We start from the raw sequence: 18,543 nt of genomic DNA on the forward strand, positions 1-18,543 counted from the left end.
GTGCCGGACGGTTCAGCCGGAGATCTCCCGGCGGTCGGACTGGCCGCCGATGGTGATCTTGCGCGGCTTGGCGCGCTCGGCGATCGGAATCCGCAGGGTCAGGACACCTGCGTCGTAGTCGGCTTCGATGTGCTCGGTGTCGAGGGTGTCGGCCAGCATGATCTGGCGGGAGAAGACGCCGAGGGGCCGCTCGCAGAGCTCCATCTGGACACCCTCGGACCGCTCCGCGGGCCGTCGCTCGGCCTTCACGGTCAGCATGTTGCGCTCGACGTCGACATCGATCGCCTCGGCGGGCACTCCGGGGAGGTCGAGGGCGATCACGTAGGTGTCGCCCTGTCGGTAGGCGTCCATCGGCATCACGGACGGCTTCGACCAGGTTCCCGAGGTGCCGGACAGCTGCTGGACGATGCGGTCCATCTCGCGGAACGGGTCAGTGCGCATCAACATCGCGAAACACCTCCAGTTGGCTCAGGCAGGAACTGCCAATGCGCTTCCAGGTGCTTCCGTTGTAGCATGTCATCGAAACGATGACAAGCAGGATGTCATCCATAGGGTGACAGACGTCAGGAGACTGCCATGGACGACGCTCACGGCACCGCCGAGCCGGACCTCCCCGTCCCGTTCCTGGCCGCCGCCGCGGCGCTGGAGGCCATCGACCGCGCCGTCAAGGACGCACGGGACCCCTCCGCGGCGGGGCGCGGGGCGAACGGCGGACCGGGAGACGCGGCGGCCGACCGGGCCCAGGTTCCGCCGGCCGGCTCGGGTCCCCACCCCGCTCTCGCCGCTCTGCTGATGCTGCGCGAAGTCCGGGAGCAGCTCGCCGGTTGGGAGAGCGGGCTGATCGAGACGGCGCGCGACCAGGGAGCGAGCTGGGCCGATCTCGCCGGACCGCTCGGGGTGGCCAGCCGGCAGGCCGCCGAGCGCCGTTACCTGCGCCAGCGCCCCGGCAAGGCCGGCAGCACCGGCGAACAGCGCGTCCAGGCCACCCGTACCACCCGGGCCGCGGACCGCACCGTCACCGTCTGGGCCCGCGACCACGCGGCCGACCTCCGTCGTCTCGCCGGCCGGGTCACCGCGCTGACCGGGCTGCCCGAAGGGGCCGCGGACGCCGTCGACGAACTGAACCGGGCCCTCGCGCACTCCGACCCCGCCCGGCTCATCCGCCCGCTGGCCGACTCCCGCCCTCACCTGGGGGCCCGGGACACCGACCTCGCCGCACGCATCGACGCCCTGACCGAGCACACCGAGCGCCTCCGCCGTGACACCCGTCACCAGCGCGACGCCTGACGCACCGAGTACCGCGCGCCGCCGAGAGGCCGCCGGACACCGGGGGGACAAGGAGCCGTGGGAAGCGGTGCGGGGCCGGCGCTACGCCATCGTCCTGGACCCGGACGGGTGCGGCGTGCAGCCCTTCGGCGACGCGGCCTGACCGGCGCGTACCGCCCCGGGCCCCCGGGTCGGGGAAACCCGTCCTACTCGGGGGGTCCCGGCTTCCAGGTGGATCCGCCGACCGGCCCGTCGGCGGCGTCCCTGTGCTCCTCCGGCTTCTTCGCCTCCTTGTCGCGGGCCGCGTGCAGCCGGGACCTCAGGTCGTCCGGGGGCAGGAAGCGGGACCAGCGTTCCGGGTACTCGGAGGGCATGTCGCCGCCCTCGTCGGCGCCGTCCTCGTCGTCCGCGTACATCGCCCAGGCCGAGGGCCGGGTCCGGGCGACGAACTCGGCGGCCTGCGCGGCGCGGGCGAGATCGTTGGCCTCACGGGCGGCGGCCGTCGCCAGCGACGGCCACACCCGGTCGATGGCGGCGTTGACCGCGGCGCCGACGAGCACCGCGAAGGCGGAGACTCCGATCCACAGGAGGACGGCGATGGGTGCGGCGAGCGATCCGTAGATCGTCGGGCCCTCGACGGTGCTGGTCAGGTAGAACCGCAGGACGAAGCTGCCGATCACCCACATCGCCAGAGCCACCAGCGCGCCCGGCACGTCCTCCATCCACGGCGACCGCACGGGAACGGAGACGTGGTAGAGGGTGGTCAGGAAGGCGATGGTGAGCAGGATGACCAACGGCCAGTAGAGGACGGCGAGGACCTCGGTGCCCCAGGGAACGAACTCGACCACCCGGTCGGGTCCGGCCACCAGCAGGGGCAGCACGACGGCCCCCAGCAGCAGGGCGACGACGTACAGCAGGAAGGCGAGCAGGCGGGTCTTGACGATGCCGCGCTGGCCGTCGAGGCCGTACATGACGGTGATGGTCTCGACGAAGACGTTGACCGCGCGGGAGCCGGACCACAGGGCGATGGCGAAGCCGATGGAGATGACGTCGGGGCGCGCCCCGTTGGTGATGTCGTCCAGGAGCGGCTTGGCGAAGTCGTTGACCCCACGCTGGGAGAGGACCGCCTGCGCGGCGTCGAGGATGTTGTGCTCGATGGAGGCGACCGTGGCGGTGGAGGTCCACTCGTCGACGTAGCCGAGGAGACCGATCAGGCCGAGCAGCAGGGGCGGCAGGGACAGCAGGGTGAAGAACGCCGCCTCGGCCGCGAGCCCGAGGATGCGGTACTCCATGCACGAGTTGACGGTGTCCTTGAGCAGATGCCACGCCATCTGCCGCTTGGAGACGTTGCGGTAGAGAACTCGGGCGCGGTGGAGCCGGCTCGATCTCCGCTCGGGTGTTTCCTTTGCTGCCTGCACCTCCTTACCGTAACGGCATGGCAGCCACCACCCACACAGTGACCAATCAGGTACCGCCGCTGGTCGGCTACGACGTGTTCGGCGCGGACCGCGCCCTGTCCGAGGCGGTGGAGCGACATCTCGCCCCCGGGGTCCTGGCGGAGGCCCGGCAGGAGTTGACCACGCTCGGACAGGCGGCCGGATCGGCCCAGGCGCGGGAGTGGGGGGCGCAGGCGAACGAGAATCCACCGAAACTGCGCACGCACGACCGATACGGACACCGTATCGACGAGGTCGAGTTCCATCCGGCCTGGCACCGGCTGCTGGGCCACGCCGTGACCGCGGGGCTGACCGACGCCTGGGGCAGGGAGGGCGGTCACGTGCGGCGGGCGGCCGGCTTCCTGGTGTGGACGCAGGCCGAGGCGGGACACGGCTGTCCGCTGTCGATGACGCACGCCGCGGTGCCCGCGCTGCGGACCGATCCGGCGCTCGCCGCCGTGTGGGAGCCGCTGCTGACCTCGCACGTCTACGAGGAGGGGCTGCGGTCCCCCGCGCAGAAGCCGGGCGTCCTCTTCGGGATGGGGATGACCGAGAAGCAGGGCGGTACGGACGTCCGCTCCAACACGACCCGGGCCGAACCGCTGGCCGCCGAGGGCGAGTACCTGCTCACCGGTCACAAGTGGTTCTGCTCCGCTCCGATGTCGGACGGCTTCCTGGTGCTGGCGCAGGCCCCGGGCGGGCTGACCTGCTTCCTGGTGCCGCGGGTGCTGCCGGACGACACCCGCAACGTGTTCGCGCTCCAGCGGCTCAAGGACAAGCTGGGCAACAGGTCCAACGCGTCGGCCGAGGTCGAGTTCGACCGGACGTGGGGGCGCCGGGTCGGCGAGGAGGGGCGGGGGGTGCGCACCATCATCGAGATGGTCGCGGCGACCCGCCTGGACTGCGTCGTCGGTTCCGCCGCGCTGATGCGGCAGGCGGTGGCGCAGGCGGTCCACCACAGCAGCCACCGGAGCGCGTTCGGCGGGCTGCTGGTCGAGAAGCCGCTGATGCGCAACGTGCTCGCCGATCTCGCGCTGGAGTCCGAGGCGGCGACGGTGCTGGGGATGCGGCTGGCCGCCGCGTACGACGCGGACACCGAGGAGGAGCGGGCGTTCCTGCGGCTGGCGGTGCCGGCCGCGAAGTACTGGGTGACCAAGCGGTGCACCGCCGTGGTCGGCGAGGCGCTGGAGTGCCTGGGCGGCAACGGGTACGTGGAGGAGTCGGGGATGCCCCGGCTGCTGCGGGAGGCGCCGCTCAACTCCCTCTGGGAGGGGTCCGGCAATGTGCAGGCGCTCGACGCGCTGCGCGCGCTCCAGCGGGAGCCGAAGGCGCTGGACGCGTTGCTGCGGGAGGTCGGGAAGGCGCGGGGCGCCGATCACCGCCTGGACGGGGCGATCAAGGATCTGCTGACCGACCTGGCCGACCTGGACGGGGTGGAGGCACGGGCCCGGCGGATCGTCGAGCGGATGGCGTTGGTGCTCCAGGGTTCGCTGCTGGTGCGCTGGGCGCCGCCGGAGGTCGCCGACGCCTTCTGCGCCTCGCGGCTGGGCGGTGACTGGGGTTCGGCCTTCGGGACGCTGCCGCACACCCTCGGTCTGAAGTCCGTCGTCGCCCGGGCCCGGCCGGTCGTGGACCCGTCCTGACCGCGGGGCCGTCCCGTCCCCGGCCCAGGAGGCGTCACGGGGCCGGGCGCAGCGAAGGAGGGTGGTGCTGCGCCGACACGGCACCACCCTCCCCGCCGGTGCTGCACCGAGCGGCGCCGGCGCGAAGCCACGCCGAACGGTGTGGTGCCAGTCTCACCGTTCGCCCGAGGCTTGGCCAAGAGTTGCAAAGGGTTGCAAGCGGGCGTACGCGGGGGCGGCAGGGGCCCGCCGCGACGGCAGGATGAGTACCTCGGGTCCCCGACCGGGGCCGAGGCACCTTTTGTGGGGGGGAAGATCCGTGATGGAGAGAGGCCCTGCCCGGACGGCACCGCCGGTTCCTCCGCCGGGACAGGCGGACGCGGTGCGGGCGCTGCGCCGGGCGCGTGAGGCGCGGCTGACGGGGCGGCGCACCGGCGCCGCGCCCCGGGCGGAGATCGACGCCTCCTGGTCCCGGGCGCTGCGCAACGGGATCGATCCGGAGCGGGCGCCGGACGGGCCGTTGATGGAGGCGGAGGAGATCGAGCACCGGCGGCGGTCCACGGCGCTCGGCGCGGTGATGCCGTTGCTGCGCGAAGGGCTGGCCGCCTTCGCGGACTCCACGCGGCAGATCATGGTGGTCAGCGATGCGGAGGGGCGTGTGCTCTGGCGGCAGGGCGACCGTTCCGTGCTGCGGCGGGCGGAGGGCATCCTGCTGGAGGAAGGCGCCACGTGGACCGAGCCGGTGAGAGGGACCAACGCGATCGGTACCTCGCTGGCCGCGCGTACCCCCGTTCGGGTGCACTCCGCCGAGCACTTCGTGGACGCCCTGCAGAGCTGGACGTGCGCGGCGGCGCCGGTCCGCGATCCGCGTGACGGCCGGCTGATCGGCGTCGTCGACATCAGCGGTCCGGAGTCGACCTTCCATCCGGCGACGCTGGCCCTGGTGGATTCGGTGGCGAAGCTCGCCGAGAGCGAGATACGCAACCGCCACCTGTCGACGATCGAGCGGCTGCGGTCCGTGGCCGCTCCGATCCTCTGCCGGATCGGCGGCCGGGCCCTCGCCGTGGACGCCCACGGCTGGCTGGCCGCGGTGGCCGGGATGCCGCCGGTGGACCGGCTGCCGCTGCCGAAGTCGCTCGCGCCGGGCCGGGCGTGGTTCCCGTCGCTGGGGATGTGCCGGGTGGAGCCGCTGCCCGGGGGCTGGCTGGTGCAGGTGGTGGACGGGGCGTCGGGAAACCCGTCGGACGGGCCGCCGCGGCGGGTGGTGCTCGACCTGGGGCGGGCCGGGCAGCCGGTGGTGCACGTGGCGGGGCCGGTGGGCACCTGGACGCAGCGGCTCTCGCCCCGCCACGCGGAGCTGCTGTACGCGCTGGCCCTGCGCAGGGACGGGTGCACCGCTTCCGAGCTGGCGCGGGACATCTTCGGCGACGGCACCCGCACGGTGACGGTGCGCGCGGAGATCTCCCGGATGCGCCGTCATCTCGCCGAGGTGCTGGCCCACCGCCCGTACCGTTTCCGGGAAGGGGTGGACGTGGAGATCGTGCACCCGGAGAAGCCGGCCGATCTGCTGCCGCACTCGACCGCGCCGGTGGTGGTCCGGGCCAGGACGTCGGCGGAGGGCGGCTGAGTCGCGGTCCTCCCGGCGGCGGCGCCTCCGGAGCACGGGCCGCCGTCGGCGCGGCCGGGGCCCCGCTTCGCCGGCTCCGGGGGCGTCGTGGTTCCCTGACGCCCATGAACAGCCCCGATCGCCCCGCCGCCACCACCGACGTGACCACCTGGTCCCTGGAGCAGACCTCTCCCGACGATCTCGAACCCGCGAAGGCACCCGACGGTGACGTCCGGATCGTGCGGGCCGAGGTGCCGTCGCCGGAGTTCAGCCGCTTCCTCTACACGGCGGTCGGCGGGGACGTCCGCTGGACGGACCGGCTCGCGCTGACGTACGCGCAGTGGCAGGAGATCGTGGACCGGCCGGGGGCCGAGACGTGGGTGGCGTACGTCGACGGGACGCCGGCCGGGTACGTCGAGCTGGACCCGCAGGACGACGGTGCCGTGGAGATCATGTACTTCGGGCTCCTGCCCGCCTTCCGGGGCCGCCGGATCGGGGGCCATCTGCTCGGTGCGGGTACCGCGCGGGCCTGGGACCTCGCCGAGCGGTGGCCCGGCCGGCCGGCGACCCGGCGGGTGTGGCTGCACACCTGCTCGCTGGACGGTCCGCACGCGCTGGCCAACTACCGGCGCCGCGGGTTCCGCCTCTTCGACACGAAGGTGAGCCAGGAGTCCGTGGGCGCGGCGCCCGGACCGTGGCCGGGGGCGTTCCCGTCCTGAGCAGGGAGTCCACCAGTTGAACCACCCGGGGAAGAGGGTCCGTCACCACCTTTCGGACATACGGGACCGATGGGCGCCCATCGGAGAAGGAACGGGGTGACGGGGGCCACACCATCTCGCCGTACGAGACGATCTCGTCCGCATGGTGGATAGCTATGGACTGCCCGGAGACGCGCATGACACGCTTCCGTCATGTCTGGAACTGGGATTGCCTTGGTGAGTCGACGCCACGTCGACCTCTGCCGCATGTCCAGCGCCATCTGTCCGGCGGGCTGACAGTCCCAGCACCGCCGCGCTCCCCCTTCCTCTGCAAGCCCCGCCGCACCACCGCGTCCACGCGAGTGCGCAGCTCAGAGCCGCCCTCCCGCAGTCCCGAAGGACGTATTGTCATGGCCGCTACCCCTGAACAGCCTGCGACCACCACTCCCCGCCGCAAGACCGGACGCCACCGCGGCGAGGGCCAGTGGGCGATGGGGCATCACACCCCCCTCAACGGGAACGAGCAGTTCAAGAAGGACGACGACGCTCTCAACGTGCGGGCACGCATCGAGAACATCTACTCCAAGCGCGGTTTCGACTCCATCGACCCCAACGACCTCCGCGGACGCATGCGGTGGTGGGGCCTGTACACCCAGCGCAAGCCCGGGATCGACGGCGGCAAGACCGCGGTGCTGGAGCCGGAGGAGCTGGACGACCGCTTCTTCATGCTGCGGGTGCGTATCGACGGTGGCCGGCTGACCTCCGCACAGCTCCGCGCGATCGGTGAGATCTCCCAGCAGTACGCCCGCGGCACGGCGGACATCACAGACCGTCAGAACATCCAGCTGCACTGGATCGCCATCGAGGACGTCCCGGCCATCTGGGAGAAGCTGGAGGCCGTCGGGCTCTCCACCACCGAGGCGTGCGGCGACTGCCCGCGAGTGATCATCGGTTCGCCGGTGGCGGGCATCGCGGCCGACGAGATCATCGACGGCACCCCGGCGGTGGACGAGATCCACGAGCGGTACATCGGCAGCAAGGAGTTCTCCAACCTGCCCCGCAAGTTCAAGACCGCGATCTCCGGTTCGCCGGTCCAGGACGTGGTCCACGAGATCAACGACATCGCCTTCGTCGGCGTCGAGCACCCCGAGCACGGGGCCGGGTTCGACCTCTGGGTCGGCGGCGGGCTCTCCACCAACCCGCGGTTCGCCGAACGCCTGAACGCCTGGGTGCCGTTGGACGAGGTGCCCGACGTGTGGGCCGGCGTCGTCGGGATCTTCCGGGACTACGGCTACCGCCGCCTGCGCACCCGGGCCCGTCTGAAGTTCCTGATGGCCGACTGGGGGCCCGCCAAGTTCCGCCAGGTGCTGGAGGACGAGTACCTGAAGCGTCCGCTGCTCGACGGCCCCGCCCCCGCGCAGCCCACGTCCCGCTGGCGCGACCACATCGGGGTGCACGAGCAGAACGACGGCAACTTCTACGTGGGGTTCGCACCCCGCGTGGGCCGCGTGGACGGCTCCACCCTCACCAAGATCGCGGATCTCGCCGCCGCGCACGGTTCCGACCGGCTGCGCACCACGGTCGAGCAGAAGATGATCGTCCTCGACGTGGCGCCCGACCAGGTCGACTCGCTGGTCGAAGGGCTGGAGGCACTGGACTTCCAGGTGCGCCCCTCGTCCTTCCGGCGCGGCACGATGGCCTGCACCGGCATCGAATTCTGCAAGCTGGCGATCGTCGAGACGAAGGCGCGCGGCGCCGCGCTCATCGACGAACTGGAGCGCCGCCTGCCGGAGTTCGACGAGCCGCTGACCATCAACATCAACGGGTGCCCCAACGCCTGTGCCCGTATCCAGACCGCGGACATCGGTCTCAAGGGGCAGCTGATGCTGGACTCCGAGGGCAACCAGGTGGAGGGCTACCAGGTGCACCTGGGCGGCGCGCTCGGTCTGGAGGCCGGCTTCGGTCGCAAGGTCCGCGGTCTGAAGGTCACTTCGGCCGAGCTTCCGGAGTACGTCGAGCGGGTGCTGAGCTGCTACCAGGACGAGCGCGAAGAGGGCGAGCGGTTCGCCACCTGGGCGGCGCGGGCCACCGCGGAGTCGCTGTCATGAGCGAGCGAGCCGCTCCGTTCTACTGCCCGTACTGCGGGGACGAGGACCTGCGTCCGCACGAGACCGGGCACGGCGCCTGGGAATGTGCGTCCTGCAACCGCGCGTTCCAGCTGAAGTTCCTGGGTCTGCTGGCCCAGGGGCTGCTGCGCAACGACGGTGAAGGGGAACGGACATGACGAACACCCTGAGGGACGGCGGGCGCACCGACGCCGAGTTGGAGGAACTCGCCGAGCGGGCCGGCCGGGAGCTGGAGGACGCCTCGGCGCTCTCCATCCTGACGTGGGCGGCGGACACCTTCGGCGAGCGGTTCTGCGTCACCTCCTCGATGGAGGACGCGGTCGTCGCCCACCTCGCCTCCCGGGCCCGGCCCGGCGTGGACGTGGTCTTCCTGGACACCGGCTACCACTTCCCCGAGACCATCGGGACCCGGGACGCGGTCGAGGCGGTGATGGACGTGAAGGTCATCACGCTGACCCCCCGTCAGTCGGTGGCCGAGCAGGACGCCGCGTACGGACCGCAGCTGCACGACCGCGACCCCGACCTGTGCTGCGCGCTGCGCAAGGTGAAGCCGCTCGAAGAAGGGCTGACCGGATACAGCGCCTGGGCGACCGGGCTGCGCCGCGACGAGTCCCCGACCCGGGCCGGCACCCCGGTGGTCGGCTGGGACGCGAAGCGCCGCAAGGTGAAGGTCTCGCCGATCGCGCGCTGGACGCAGGAGGACGTGGACGCCTACGTGCTGGAGCACGGGGTGCTCACCAACCCGCTGCTGATGGACGGTTACGCCTCCGTCGGCTGCGCGCCCTGCACCCGCCGGGTGGCCGAGGGCGAGGACGCGCGCGCCGGCCGCTGGGCCGGTCGGGGCAAGACCGAGTGCGGGCTGCACGGCTGATGACGACTGATCAGGAGATATCGATGAGCGTGACGGAGACGGGAGCCACCGTCTGGCTGACCGGTCTGCCGAGCGCGGGCAAGACCACCATCGCGTACGAACTCGCCGGCCGGCTAAAGAGCGACGGCCACCGGGTGGAGGTCCTCGACGGGGACGAGATCCGGGAGTTCCTCTCCGCGGGCCTCGGCTTCTCCCGCGAGGACCGCCACACGAACGTGCAGCGCATCGGCTTCGTCGCCGAACTGCTCGCGGCGAACGGCGTGAAGGTGCTGGTACCGGTGATCGCCCCGTACGCGGACAGCCGCGACGCCGTCCGCAAGCGGCACCACTCCGAGGGCACCCCCTATCTGGAGGTGCACGTCGCGACACCGGTGGAGGTCTGCTCGGAACGCGACGTGAAGGGGTTGTACGCCAAGCAGGCCGCCGGCGAGATCAGCGGCCTCACCGGGGTCGACGACCCCTACGAGGCGCCCGAAGCACCCGACCTGCGCATCGAGTCGCACCAGCAGACCGTGCAGGAGTCCGCAAGCGTGCTCCACGCGCTGCTCACCGAGAGGGGCCTGGCGTGACGTCCGTCGCCACCGTGCCGGAAGGCACCGTCAACCCGTACGCGCTCAGCCACCTCGACTCGCTGGAGTCGGAGGCGGTCCACATCTTCCGTGAGGTGGCGGGGGAGTTCGAGCGGCCGGTGATCCTCTTCTCCGGCGGCAAGGACTCCATCGTGATGCTCCACCTCGCGCTGAAGGCCTTCGCCCCCGCCCCGATCCCGTTCACGCTGCTGCACGTCGACACCGGGCACAACTTCCCCGAGGTCCTCGACTACCGCGACCGCACGGTCGCCGCACACGGGCTGCGCCTGCACGTCGCCTCCGTCCAGGAGTACATCGACGCCGGCACCCTGCGCGAGCGCCCCGACGGCACCCGCAACCCCCTGCAGACCGTCCCGCTCACCGAAGCGATCCAGCGCCACCGCTTCGACGCCGTCTTCGGCGGGGGACGCCGCGACGAGGAGAAGGCACGCGCCAAGGAACGCGTCTTCTCCCTCCGCGACGAGTTCTCCCAGTGGGACCCCCGCCGCCAGCGCCCCGAACTCTGGCAGCTCTACAACGGCCGCCACGCCCCCGGCGAACACGTCCGCGTCTTCCCGATCTCCAACTGGACCGAACTCGACGTCTGGCAGTACATCCAGCGCGAGCGCATCGAACTCCCCGAGATCTACTTCGCCCACCACCGCGAGGTCTTCAACCGCCACGGCATGTGGCTCACCGCCGGCGACTGGGGCGGCCCCAAGGACACCGAACCCACCCAGACCCGCCTCGTGCGCTACCGCACCGTCGGCGACATGTCCTGCACCGGAGCCGTCGACTCCGACGCCACCACCCTCGACGCCGTCATCACCGAGATCGCCGCCTCCCGCCTCACCGAACGCGGCGCCACCCGCGCCGACGACAAGATGAGCGAAGCCGCGATGGAAGACCGCAAGCGTGAGGGGTATTTCTAAATGACCACCACCACGGACCAGTCGGCCGACCCACTGGCGGAGACCACGCTGCTGCGCTTCGCCACCGCCGGCTCCGTCGACGACGGCAAGTCCACCCTCGTGGGCCGCCTCCTGCACGACTCGAAGTCGGTCCTCACCGACCAGCTGGAGGCCGTCGAGCACGCCTCCCGCAACCGGGGCCAGGACACCCCCGACCTCGCCCTCCTCACCGACGGGCTGCGCGCGGAGCGCGAGCAGGGCATCACCATCGACGTCGCCTACCGCTACTTCGCCACGCCCCGGCGCCGGTTCATCCTCGCCGACACCCCGGGCCACGTGCAGTACACCCGCAACATGGTCACCGGCGCCTCCACGGCCGAGCTCGCCGTCGTCCTCGTCGACGCCCGCAACGGCGTCGTCGAGCAGACCCGGCGCCATGCCGCCGTCGCCGCCCTGCTCCGCGTCCCGCACGTCGTCCTCGCCGTCAACAAGATGGACCTCGTGGGGTACGAGGAGCCGGTCTTCGCCGCGATCGCGAAGGAGTTCACCGCGTACGCGGCCTCGCTCGGCGTCCCGGAGATCACCGCGATCCCCATCTCGGCGCTGGCCGGGGACAACGTCGTGGAACCGTCCGCGCACATGGACTGGTACGGCGGCCCGACGGTCCTGGAACACCTGGAGACCGTGCCGGTGAGCCACGACCTGACCGCGTGCCCGGCGCGCTTCCCGGTGCAGTACGTCATCCGCCCGCAGAGCGCGGAGCACCCCGACTACCGCGGCTACGCGGGCCAGATCGCCTCGGGCGTGCTGCGGGTCGGCGAGTCCGTCACCGTGCTGCCCTCGGGCCGTACCTCGACGATCGCGGGCATCGACGCGCTGGGCGAGAGCGTGGACACGGCGTGGGCGCCGCAGTCGGTGACCGTGCGCCTCGCGGACGACGTGGACGTCTCGCGCGGCGACCTGATCGCCCCGAGCGGTGACCTGCCGGCCTCCACGCAGGACGTCGAGGCGACCGTCTGCCACGTCGCGGACCAGCCGCTCACGGTCGGCCGGCGGGTGCTGCTGAAGCACACCACGCGCACGGTCAAGGCGATCGTGAAGGACATCCCCTCGCGGCTCACCCTGGACGACCTCTCCCAGCACCCCGCCCCGGGGCAGCTGGTCGCCAACGACATCGGGCGGGTGGTGGTGCGTACCGCCGAACCGCTCGCGCTCGACGCGTACGCCGACTCCCGGCGTACCGGATCGTTCCTGCTGATCGACCCCGCGGACGGAACGACCCTCTCGGCCGGCATGGCGGGCGCCTCGTTCGCCGAGGCCGCCCGGGCCGGGGCAGCGGCACCCGCAGCGGGCGACGACGACGCCGAATGGGACTTCTGATGAGAACCGATTTCTTCTCCTCCTTCGCCAAGGAGGGCGGTCGCGTGGGCAGCGGTGCTCTCGGCAGCGGCCAGGGCGGGGTGGCGCGATGTGCGTGATGACGTACGCGCACTGCCTGCGCGCCCTCCCGCACCACACGCACGGCCCGTACAGACGAAGACCTGCCGACCGCCCGGCCGCGTCCCCTCGCACCCGAGGGACGTAGAGTCCGGCCAACGAGAGGAAAGCCTCCCGTGCCAGCCACCCGTACCACCGTCCGCCGCAGCCTCGCCGCTGCCGCCGCACTGCCGCTGCTCGCCGTGGTTCTCACCGCCTGCGGCTACGGCTCCGAGTCGACCGACGACGACTCGAAGAAGGCGGACGTCACCGCAGGGGAGAAGAAGCTCTCCGCGGACACCGTGAACATCGGGTACTTCCCGAACCTCACGCACGCCACCGCCCTGGTCGGAGTCCAGGAGGGCACCTTCCAGAAGGAGCTCGGCGGGACGAAGGTCAAGACCTCGACCTTCAACGCCGGCCCGTCCGAGATCGAGGCGCTCAACGCCGGTTCGATCGACATCGGCTTCATCGGCCCCTCGCCGTCCATCAACGGCTACACCAAGTCCGAGGGCAAGGGCCTGCGGATCATCGGTGGTTCGGCCTCCGGCGGCGTGAAGCTGGTCGTGAACCCGGACAAGATCAAGACCGTGGCGGACCTCAAGGGCAAGAAGATCGCCACCCCGCAGCTCGGCAACACGCAGGACGTCGCGTTCCTCAACTGGATCTCCGAGCAGGGGTGGAAGGTCGACGCGCAGAGCGGCAAGGGCGACGTGTCCGTCGTCCGCTCGGACAACAAGGTGACCCCGGACGCCTACAAGGCCGGTTCGCTGGACGGCGCCTGGGTCCCGGAGCCGACCGCGTCCAAGCTGGTCGCCGAGGGCGCCAAGGTGCTGCTGGACGAGACGTCGCTCTGGCCGGACAACAAGTTCGTCATCACCAACATCATCGTGTCGCAGAAGTTCCTCACCGAGCACCCCGACGTGGTCGAGGCGGTCCTGCGCGGTTCGGTGAAGACGAACAAGTGGATCAACGCGAACCCGGACGCGGCCAAGGCGTCGGCCAACAAGGCGCTGGAGACCCTGAGCGGCAAGGCGCTCGCCCCCGAGGTCCTCGACCCGGCCTGGAAGTCGATCCTGGTCACCGACGACCCGCTGGCGGCCACCCTGAACGCGGAGGCGGAGCACGCGGTCAAGGCGGGCCTGCTGGAGAAGCCCAACCTCGACGGCATCTACGACCTGACCCTGCTCAACAAGGTCCTGAAGGCCGAGGGCGAACCCGCGGTCGACGACGCCGGCCTCGGCGTCAAGTAACCCGCCCGCCCATCCGAACCAGGATTCCCAGGAGGTGACGACCATGGCGATCAGTACCCTCACCAAGGCCGAGGACCGTGCGTCCGTCGAGCACGCCGCTCGTATTTCCCACGTCTCGAAGTCCTTCGCCGGGCCCACCGGTCAGCAGCTCGTCCTGGACGACATCACGCTCGATGTCGCTCCGGGCGAGTTCGTCACCCTCCTGGGAGCCTCCGGGTGCGGCAAGTCGACGCTGCTCAACCTGGTGGCCGGACTCGACCGCCCGTCCGCGGGGTCCATCGAGACCCCCGGCGGGCGGCCGGCCCTGATGTTCCAGGAACACGCCCTCTTCCCGTGGCTGACCGCGGGCAAGAACATCGAACTCGCCCTGCGACTGCGCGGGGTGACCAAGACCGAGCGCCGCCAGGAGGCGGAGCGGCTGCTCGACCTCGTACGCCTGGGCGGGGCGTACGGCAAGCGGGTGCACGAACTCTCCGGCGGCATGCGCCAGCGGGTCGCGATGGCCCGCGCGCTCGCCCAGGACAGCCAACTGCTCCTGATGGACGAGCCGTTCGCGGCTCTCGACGCGATCACCCGGGACGTACTGCACGACGAACTCACCCGGATCTGGCGGGAGACCAACGCCTCGGTCCTCTTCGTGACCCACAACGTGCGTGAGGCGGTGCGCCTCGCCCAGCGGGTCGTGCTGCTGTCGTCGCGGCCCGGCCGGATCGCCCGCGAGTGGACGGTCGGCATCGAACACCCGCGCCGCATCGAGGACTCCGCCGTCGCGGAACTGTCCGTAGAGATCACCGAAGAACTGCGTGGGGAGATCCGCCGTCATGGCCAGCACTGACATCGAGTCCGTCGGGAAGACGGCGGGCGGGGTCACGAAGTCCGACGACCTCGCGGGCCTGGAGGCCGGCCTCGACGCGCTGGACGCCGTCCAGGTCCGCCGCACCCCCGTCCGGGAGGTCTTCGGCAAGAAGGTGCTGCCGCCGGTCCTCGCGGTGCTGCTGGTCGTCCTGGTCTGGCAGGTGCTGGTCTGGGCGAAGGTCACCGACGACTACAAGCTGCCGCCGCCCGCCGCCGTCTGGGACAGCGCGCGGGACATGTGGATCAAGGGGACCCTGCTGGAGGTCGTCTGGACCAGCGTCTCGCGCGGTCTGCTCGGCTTCGTGCTGGCGGTCGTCATCGGCACACCGCTCGGTCTGCTGGTCGCCCGGGTACGGTTCGTCCGCGCGGCGATCGGCCCGATCCTCTCCGGTCTCCAGTCGCTGCCCTCGGTCGCCTGGGTCGCTCCGGCCGTCATCTGGCTCGGGCTCCAGGACTCGATGATGTACGCGGTGATCCTGCTGGGCGCCGTCCCGTCGATCGCCAACGGCCTCGTCTCCGGCGTCGACCAGGTACCGCCGCTCTTCCTCCGGGCGGGCCGCACCATCGGCGCCACCGGACTGCGCGGCACCTGGCACATCGTGCTCCCGGCGGCGCTGCCGGGCTACCTCGCGGGGCTGAAGCAGGGCTGGGCCTTCTCCTGGCGGTCGCTGATGGCCGCCGAGATCATCGCCTCCTCCCCCGATCTCGGCCTGGGACTGGGGCAGTTGCTGGAGAACGGCCGCAACAACTTCGACATGCCCGGCATCTTCCTGTCGATCCTGCTCATCCTCTTCGTCGGCGTCGCGATCGACCTGCTGATCTTCAGTCCGCTGGAGCGGTGGGTCCTGCGCAGCCGCGGTCTCCTCGTCACGAGCTGAGTCGCTCCATGCCCGCACCCGTCCTCCTCGTCGTCGCCCACGGCAGCCGTGATCCGCGGCACGCGGCGACCGTGCACGCGCTCACCGCGCGGGTTCGGTCGCTGCGGCCGGGGCTCCGTGTCGAGACGGGCTTCCTCGAATTCAACGCGCCGTCCGTGCCCCGGATCCTCGAACGCCTGAACGCCGAAGCGGCGGGGAGCACCTCCGGCGCGACGGAGGTCGTCGCGCTGCCACTGCTGCTCACCCGGGCCTTCCACGCCAAGACCGACATCCCGTCGGTACTGCGCGAGGCCCGGTCCCGGCTGCCGCGGCTGCGTATCCGGCAGGCTGGCGTCCTCGGCCCGTCCCCGCTGCTGCTGACCGCTCTGGAGCAGCGGCTGTACGAGGCCGGACTCACCGCTGCCGACAAACGCTCGACCGGGCTCGTACTGGCCTCGGCGGGCTCCACCGACCCGGAGGCGATCGCAGTGATCGCTGAAATCGCGCGGGAGCTGCGGCACACCGGCTGGTGCGCCGTGCGGCCTGCGTTCGCCTCCGCCTCTTCGTCCGCCGGGTTCCCGCCGACCGGGGACGCGGTACGCGCCCTGCGCGCCGAGGGGGTGAGCCGGGTGGCGGTTGCCCCGTACGTCGTCGCGCCCGGCCGCCTCCCGGACCGGATCGTGGCGGGTGCGGCCGAGGCCCGCGCGGACGTGCTCTCCGAGGTGCTCGGCGCCTCCCCCGCCCTCGCCCGGCTGCTGCTGAGGCGTTACGACGAGGCGCTGACGGCACGCACGCTCCTCCTATCCGCGTGAGACCGCCTCGTCGGGCGACACCCCACCCCGCGGCATGCTCCGCTCCGGCCGGCCTCGGCGCCCGCCCGTCCGTCCGTATGGTGGACGGATAGGGTCCACTGGCCGGATACAAGGATGCAAGGAGCAGCCATCGTGACCCCCACCTCCCTCGCCGGGCCCGCACCCGTGCCCGGCGAGCGGCACCCCGCTCCCGCCGCCGACCGGTCCGCACCCGTGGTCCACGCCGACGGGGTGGCCGTGGTCCGGGGCGGCCGGACGATCCTGGACGACGTGTCGCTCACCGTCCGGCAGGGCGAGCACTGGGCGCTCCTGGGTGCCAACGGCGCGGGGAAGAGCACGCTGCTGGGGCTGCTCGGGGCGGTCACCCACCCCAGCCGGGGCACGGTGGAGGTACTCGGCAGGACACTGGGCCGGGTGGATCTGCGGGAGTTGCGGACCCTGCTGGGCCACGTGAATCCGCGCCACCCGCTCCAGGCGTCGCTGACGGTGCGCCAGGTCACCCTGACGGGTCTCACCAACTCGATCATGCCGTTGCCGCGCTGGTCACCGACCACCGACGAGCGGGCACGGGCCGACGCCCTGCTGGCGATGCTCGGGATGGGCGGCAAGGAGGCGTCCCGCTGGCCCGATCTCTCCCAGGGCGAGCGGGGCAGGACGCTGATCGCCCGCAGCCTGATGCCGAGCCCCCGCCTCCTCCTCCTCGACGAGCCGGCCACCGGCCTGGACCTCGCGGCCCGGGAACAGCTGCTGGACAGCCTGGACGACCTGCGCGAGGAACATCCGGAACTCGCGACGGTGCTGGTGACGCACCACCTGGAGGAACTGCCCGCATCCACGACGCACGCGATGCTGCTGCGGGGCGGTCGGTGCGTGGCCGCGGGGCCCGCCGACGAGGTACTGACCACGGACCGGGTCAGCGACTGCTTCGGCCACCCCGTGCGCATCACGCGCACGGAGGGCCGGTGGGCGGCGCGGGCGCAGCGGGGGCGACCGTCAGGACTCGGTGAACGGGTCGTCGACGAACGGCGTGGCCTGGTGGAAGTAGAGCAGCCAGCCGCTCCCGGTCAGCCGCCAGAGTGAACTGCGGTGCGAGCGGCGGCCCTTGTACTCGGTGTCGAAGGTGAGGTGGACGAGTCCGGGCGAGAGTTCGACGCCGGCCATCCGGGAGACGGTCAGCGGGCCGGGCCGGGTGGTGGCTTCGGCGGTGAGCTCCGCGATGATCGTGTCGCGGTCCCACAGCCGGCCGCTGGTGCCGATCTCCCGGTAGCCGGGGTCCAGCATCGTCGCGAGAACCGGCGCTGAGGAACGTACCTCGGGGTCGATCAGCCGCAGCTCGTTCTCGATGGCTTCGGCCACCGCGTCGAGGGGTTCAGTCACGGGTGAGCTCCACCAGTTTGACCACGGTGTTCCAGTTGCGGCTGGTGGCGACGAGGCCCTTGGTGACGGCGGGCCGGGCGAGGGCGGTGGCGAGACCGGAGCGGCCGAGACCGTCGGGGGCGTAGAGGTACAGCGCCCGGTCGCCGAGCCGGAACTCCTCCGGGAGGTGAGCGGCGGGGTCCACCGGCGCGAAGCGGTCCCCGGTGACCGGACCGTCGAAGAAGGTGACGTGCAGCTGCTTCCCTTCCAGCTCGGCGGCGGGGAAGGGGCAGGCGTCCACGACGGCACGCAGGTACGCGCCCGAGCGGACGAGGCAGTCGACGGCGAACCCGAAGTGCTTCTCCACGGCCCGCGCGATCCCGTCCGCCACCTCGTCCTCGTCGTCGCTCGCCGCGGTGAGGACGGCGTTGCCGCTCTGCAGGTACGTGGACACGCCGCTGTGGCCCAGTTCCGAGAGGAGCGTGCGCAGTTGCGGCATGGGCACCTTGCGGTGGCCCCCCACGTTGATGCCGCGCAGCAGGAGTGCGTACGTCGTCGTCATGGGGCTCACCCTAATTCCCCGGGGACCCGGAGACGGGCACACCGCCCAGGTCCTCACCCCGGCCGGCCACTGTCCGGCCGGGGGTGCGTGCGCTGCTGGACGCGGACGGTCTGGACGGGCCCGCGCCCGGGAAGCCGAGCGTGAGGCGGCCCGTGCCACCGCCCGGGAGCGGGCGGAGCTGGAGCGCCAGGCCGCAGCCGTCGCCGTCGCCGTCGCCGAGACAGTGCGCCAGGGGCTGGCGTGCGCGGACTGCGGGCAGACTGGGGC

20 protein-coding genes and 1 pseudogene are annotated in these 18,543 nt (G+C 71.8%); 17 read left to right on the forward strand and 4 right to left on the reverse strand.

Annotated elements, in window-relative coordinates; translation table 11 throughout:
• Window positions 1-12: 12 nt before the first annotated feature.
• Window positions 13-447, reverse strand: a complete 435-nt coding sequence (locus tag PZB77_RS05040) for an Hsp20/alpha crystallin family protein (protein WP_275491325.1) — start codon at window positions 445-447, stop codon at window positions 13-15.
• Window positions 448-576: 129 nt separating this feature from the next.
• On the opposite strand from PZB77_RS05040, the gene PZB77_RS05045 reads away from it, so the two are divergent.
• A complete protein-coding gene (locus PZB77_RS05045) occupies window positions 577-1,287 on the forward strand; it encodes an HSP18 transcriptional regulator (protein ID WP_275491326.1) in 711 nt (236 codons plus the stop codon).
• 31 nt (window positions 1,288-1,318) lie between these two features.
• A pseudogene (locus PZB77_RS05050) lies at window positions 1,319-1,429 on the forward strand (glyoxalase); the annotation flags it as partial.
• Between the two features lie 43 nt (window positions 1,430-1,472).
• Here the strand turns inward: PZB77_RS05050 and PZB77_RS05055 are convergent.
• On the reverse strand, window positions 1,473-2,684 hold the full coding sequence (locus PZB77_RS05055; protein WP_275491327.1) for a YihY/virulence factor BrkB family protein: 1,212 nt from the start codon (window positions 2,682-2,684) through the stop codon (window positions 1,473-1,475).
• Window positions 2,685-2,701: 17 nt separating this feature from the next.
• Between PZB77_RS05055 and PZB77_RS05060 the strand changes: the two genes are divergently transcribed.
• The 15 genes from PZB77_RS05060 to PZB77_RS05125 all read left to right on the forward strand — a co-directional run bounded on the left by PZB77_RS05060 (window position 2,702) and on the right by PZB77_RS05125 (window position 17,438).
• Window positions 2,702-4,345: an acyl-CoA dehydrogenase family protein gene (locus PZB77_RS05060; protein WP_275491328.1), complete on the forward strand. Its 1,644-nt coding sequence runs from the start codon at window positions 2,702-2,704 to the stop codon at window positions 4,343-4,345.
• A 301-nt stretch (window positions 4,346-4,646) separates the two neighbouring features.
• A complete protein-coding gene (locus PZB77_RS05065) occupies window positions 4,647-5,951 on the forward strand; it encodes a helix-turn-helix domain-containing protein (protein ID WP_275491330.1) in 1,305 nt (434 codons plus the stop codon).
• A 104-nt stretch (window positions 5,952-6,055) separates the two neighbouring features.
• Window positions 6,056-6,649 carry a GNAT family N-acetyltransferase gene (locus PZB77_RS05070; protein ID WP_275491331.1) on the forward strand — a complete coding sequence of 198 codons (594 nt, stop codon included), beginning with the start codon at window positions 6,056-6,058 and terminating at the stop codon, window positions 6,647-6,649.
• Window positions 6,650-6,841: 192 nt separating this feature from the next.
• Window positions 6,842-6,925 (forward strand): putative leader peptide, encoded by an 84-nt coding sequence (locus tag PZB77_RS31225; protein ID WP_309544410.1) that lies wholly within the window; start codon window positions 6,842-6,844, stop codon window positions 6,923-6,925.
• 113 nt (window positions 6,926-7,038) lie between these two features.
• Window positions 7,039-8,736: a nitrite/sulfite reductase gene (locus PZB77_RS05075; protein WP_275491332.1), complete on the forward strand. Its 1,698-nt coding sequence runs from the start codon at window positions 7,039-7,041 to the stop codon at window positions 8,734-8,736.
• Window positions 8,733-8,912, forward strand: a complete 180-nt coding sequence (locus PZB77_RS05080; protein ID WP_275491333.1) for a hypothetical protein — start codon at window positions 8,733-8,735, stop codon at window positions 8,910-8,912. Before PZB77_RS05075 ends, PZB77_RS05080 begins: the two co-directional genes overlap by 4 nt.
• Window positions 8,909-9,625, forward strand: coding sequence for a phosphoadenylyl-sulfate reductase (locus tag PZB77_RS05085; RefSeq protein ID WP_275491334.1), 717 nt, complete (start codon window positions 8,909-8,911; stop codon window positions 9,623-9,625). The genes PZB77_RS05080 and PZB77_RS05085 overlap by 4 nt, the downstream gene beginning before the upstream one ends.
• Window positions 9,625-10,194: an adenylyl-sulfate kinase gene (cysC, locus tag PZB77_RS05090; protein WP_275491335.1), complete on the forward strand. Its 570-nt coding sequence runs from the start codon at window positions 9,625-9,627 to the stop codon at window positions 10,192-10,194. The genes PZB77_RS05085 and cysC overlap by 1 nt, the downstream gene beginning before the upstream one ends.
• Window positions 10,191-11,126 (forward strand): sulfate adenylyltransferase subunit CysD, encoded by a 936-nt coding sequence (gene cysD / locus PZB77_RS05095; RefSeq protein WP_275491336.1) that lies wholly within the window; start codon window positions 10,191-10,193, stop codon window positions 11,124-11,126. The genes cysC and cysD overlap by 4 nt, the downstream gene beginning before the upstream one ends.
• Window positions 11,127-12,485, forward strand: a complete 1,359-nt coding sequence (locus tag PZB77_RS05100; protein WP_275491337.1) for a GTP-binding protein — start codon at window positions 11,127-11,129, stop codon at window positions 12,483-12,485.
• A gap of 233 nt (window positions 12,486-12,718) precedes the next feature.
• Window positions 12,719-13,834, forward strand: coding sequence for an aliphatic sulfonate ABC transporter substrate-binding protein (locus PZB77_RS05105; RefSeq protein ID WP_275491338.1), 1,116 nt, complete (start codon window positions 12,719-12,721; stop codon window positions 13,832-13,834).
• A gap of 43 nt (window positions 13,835-13,877) precedes the next feature.
• Window positions 13,878-14,669 carry an ABC transporter ATP-binding protein gene (locus tag PZB77_RS05110; protein ID WP_275491339.1) on the forward strand — a complete coding sequence of 264 codons (792 nt, stop codon included), beginning with the start codon at window positions 13,878-13,880 and terminating at the stop codon, window positions 14,667-14,669.
• Window positions 14,656-15,567: an ABC transporter permease gene (locus PZB77_RS05115; protein WP_275491340.1), complete on the forward strand. Its 912-nt coding sequence runs from the start codon at window positions 14,656-14,658 to the stop codon at window positions 15,565-15,567. The genes PZB77_RS05110 and PZB77_RS05115 overlap by 14 nt, the downstream gene beginning before the upstream one ends.
• A gap of 8 nt (window positions 15,568-15,575) precedes the next feature.
• Entirely contained in the window at window positions 15,576-16,358 is a 783-nt protein-coding gene (locus tag PZB77_RS05120; RefSeq protein ID WP_275491341.1) for a CbiX/SirB N-terminal domain-containing protein, read from the forward strand.
• 165 nt (window positions 16,359-16,523) lie between these two features.
• Window positions 16,524-17,438 (forward strand): ATP-binding cassette domain-containing protein, encoded by a 915-nt coding sequence (locus tag PZB77_RS05125; protein ID WP_275495922.1) that lies wholly within the window; start codon window positions 16,524-16,526, stop codon window positions 17,436-17,438.
• Here PZB77_RS05125 and PZB77_RS05130 read toward each other — a convergent pair.
• Window positions 17,352-17,735, reverse strand: a complete 384-nt coding sequence (locus PZB77_RS05130) for a nuclear transport factor 2 family protein (protein ID WP_275491342.1) — start codon at window positions 17,733-17,735, stop codon at window positions 17,352-17,354. The two genes, PZB77_RS05125 and PZB77_RS05130, sit on opposite strands and share 87 nt — an antisense overlap.
• The gene (locus PZB77_RS05135) at window positions 17,728-18,276 is read right to left on the reverse strand and encodes a DUF1697 domain-containing protein (protein WP_275491343.1); all 549 of its coding nucleotides are present in this window, start codon (window positions 18,274-18,276) and stop codon (window positions 17,728-17,730) included. Before PZB77_RS05135 ends, PZB77_RS05130 begins: the two co-directional genes overlap by 8 nt.
• Window positions 18,277-18,543 lie beyond the last annotated feature (267 nt).

It is taken from the genome of Streptomyces sp. AM 2-1-1 (assembly GCF_029167645.1).
In the GTDB taxonomy this organism is placed as follows: domain Bacteria; phylum Actinomycetota; class Actinomycetes; order Streptomycetales; family Streptomycetaceae; genus Streptomyces.

Coding starts and splice junctions, on each gene's coding strand:
- PZB77_RS05040 (WP_275491325.1), bottom strand. CDS start 447: ATGTTGATGCGCACTGACCCGTTCCGCGAGATGGACCGCATCGTCCAG.
- PZB77_RS05045 (WP_275491326.1), top strand. CDS start 577: ATGGACGACGCTCACGGCACCGCCGAGCCGGACCTCCCCGTCCCGTTC.
- PZB77_RS05060 (WP_275491328.1), top strand. CDS start 2,702: ATGGCAGCCACCACCCACACAGTGACCAATCAGGTACCGCCGCTGGTC.
- PZB77_RS05065 (WP_275491330.1), top strand. CDS start 4,647: ATGGAGAGAGGCCCTGCCCGGACGGCACCGCCGGTTCCTCCGCCGGGA.
- PZB77_RS05070 (WP_275491331.1), top strand. CDS start 6,056: ATGAACAGCCCCGATCGCCCCGCCGCCACCACCGACGTGACCACCTGG.
- PZB77_RS31225 (WP_309544410.1), top strand. CDS start 6,842: ATGTCTGGAACTGGGATTGCCTTGGTGAGTCGACGCCACGTCGACCTC.
- PZB77_RS05075 (WP_275491332.1), top strand. CDS start 7,039: ATGGCCGCTACCCCTGAACAGCCTGCGACCACCACTCCCCGCCGCAAG.
- PZB77_RS05080 (WP_275491333.1), top strand. CDS start 8,733: ATGAGCGAGCGAGCCGCTCCGTTCTACTGCCCGTACTGCGGGGACGAG.
- PZB77_RS05085 (WP_275491334.1), top strand. CDS start 8,909: ATGACGAACACCCTGAGGGACGGCGGGCGCACCGACGCCGAGTTGGAG.
- cysC (WP_275491335.1), top strand. CDS start 9,625: ATGACGACTGATCAGGAGATATCGATGAGCGTGACGGAGACGGGAGCC.
- PZB77_RS05100 (WP_275491337.1), top strand. CDS start 11,127: ATGACCACCACCACGGACCAGTCGGCCGACCCACTGGCGGAGACCACG.
- PZB77_RS05110 (WP_275491339.1), top strand. CDS start 13,878: ATGGCGATCAGTACCCTCACCAAGGCCGAGGACCGTGCGTCCGTCGAG.
- PZB77_RS05115 (WP_275491340.1), top strand. CDS start 14,656: ATGGCCAGCACTGACATCGAGTCCGTCGGGAAGACGGCGGGCGGGGTC.
- PZB77_RS05120 (WP_275491341.1), top strand. CDS start 15,576: ATGCCCGCACCCGTCCTCCTCGTCGTCGCCCACGGCAGCCGTGATCCG.
- PZB77_RS05135 (WP_275491343.1), bottom strand. CDS start 18,276: ATGACGACGACGTACGCACTCCTGCTGCGCGGCATCAACGTGGGGGGC.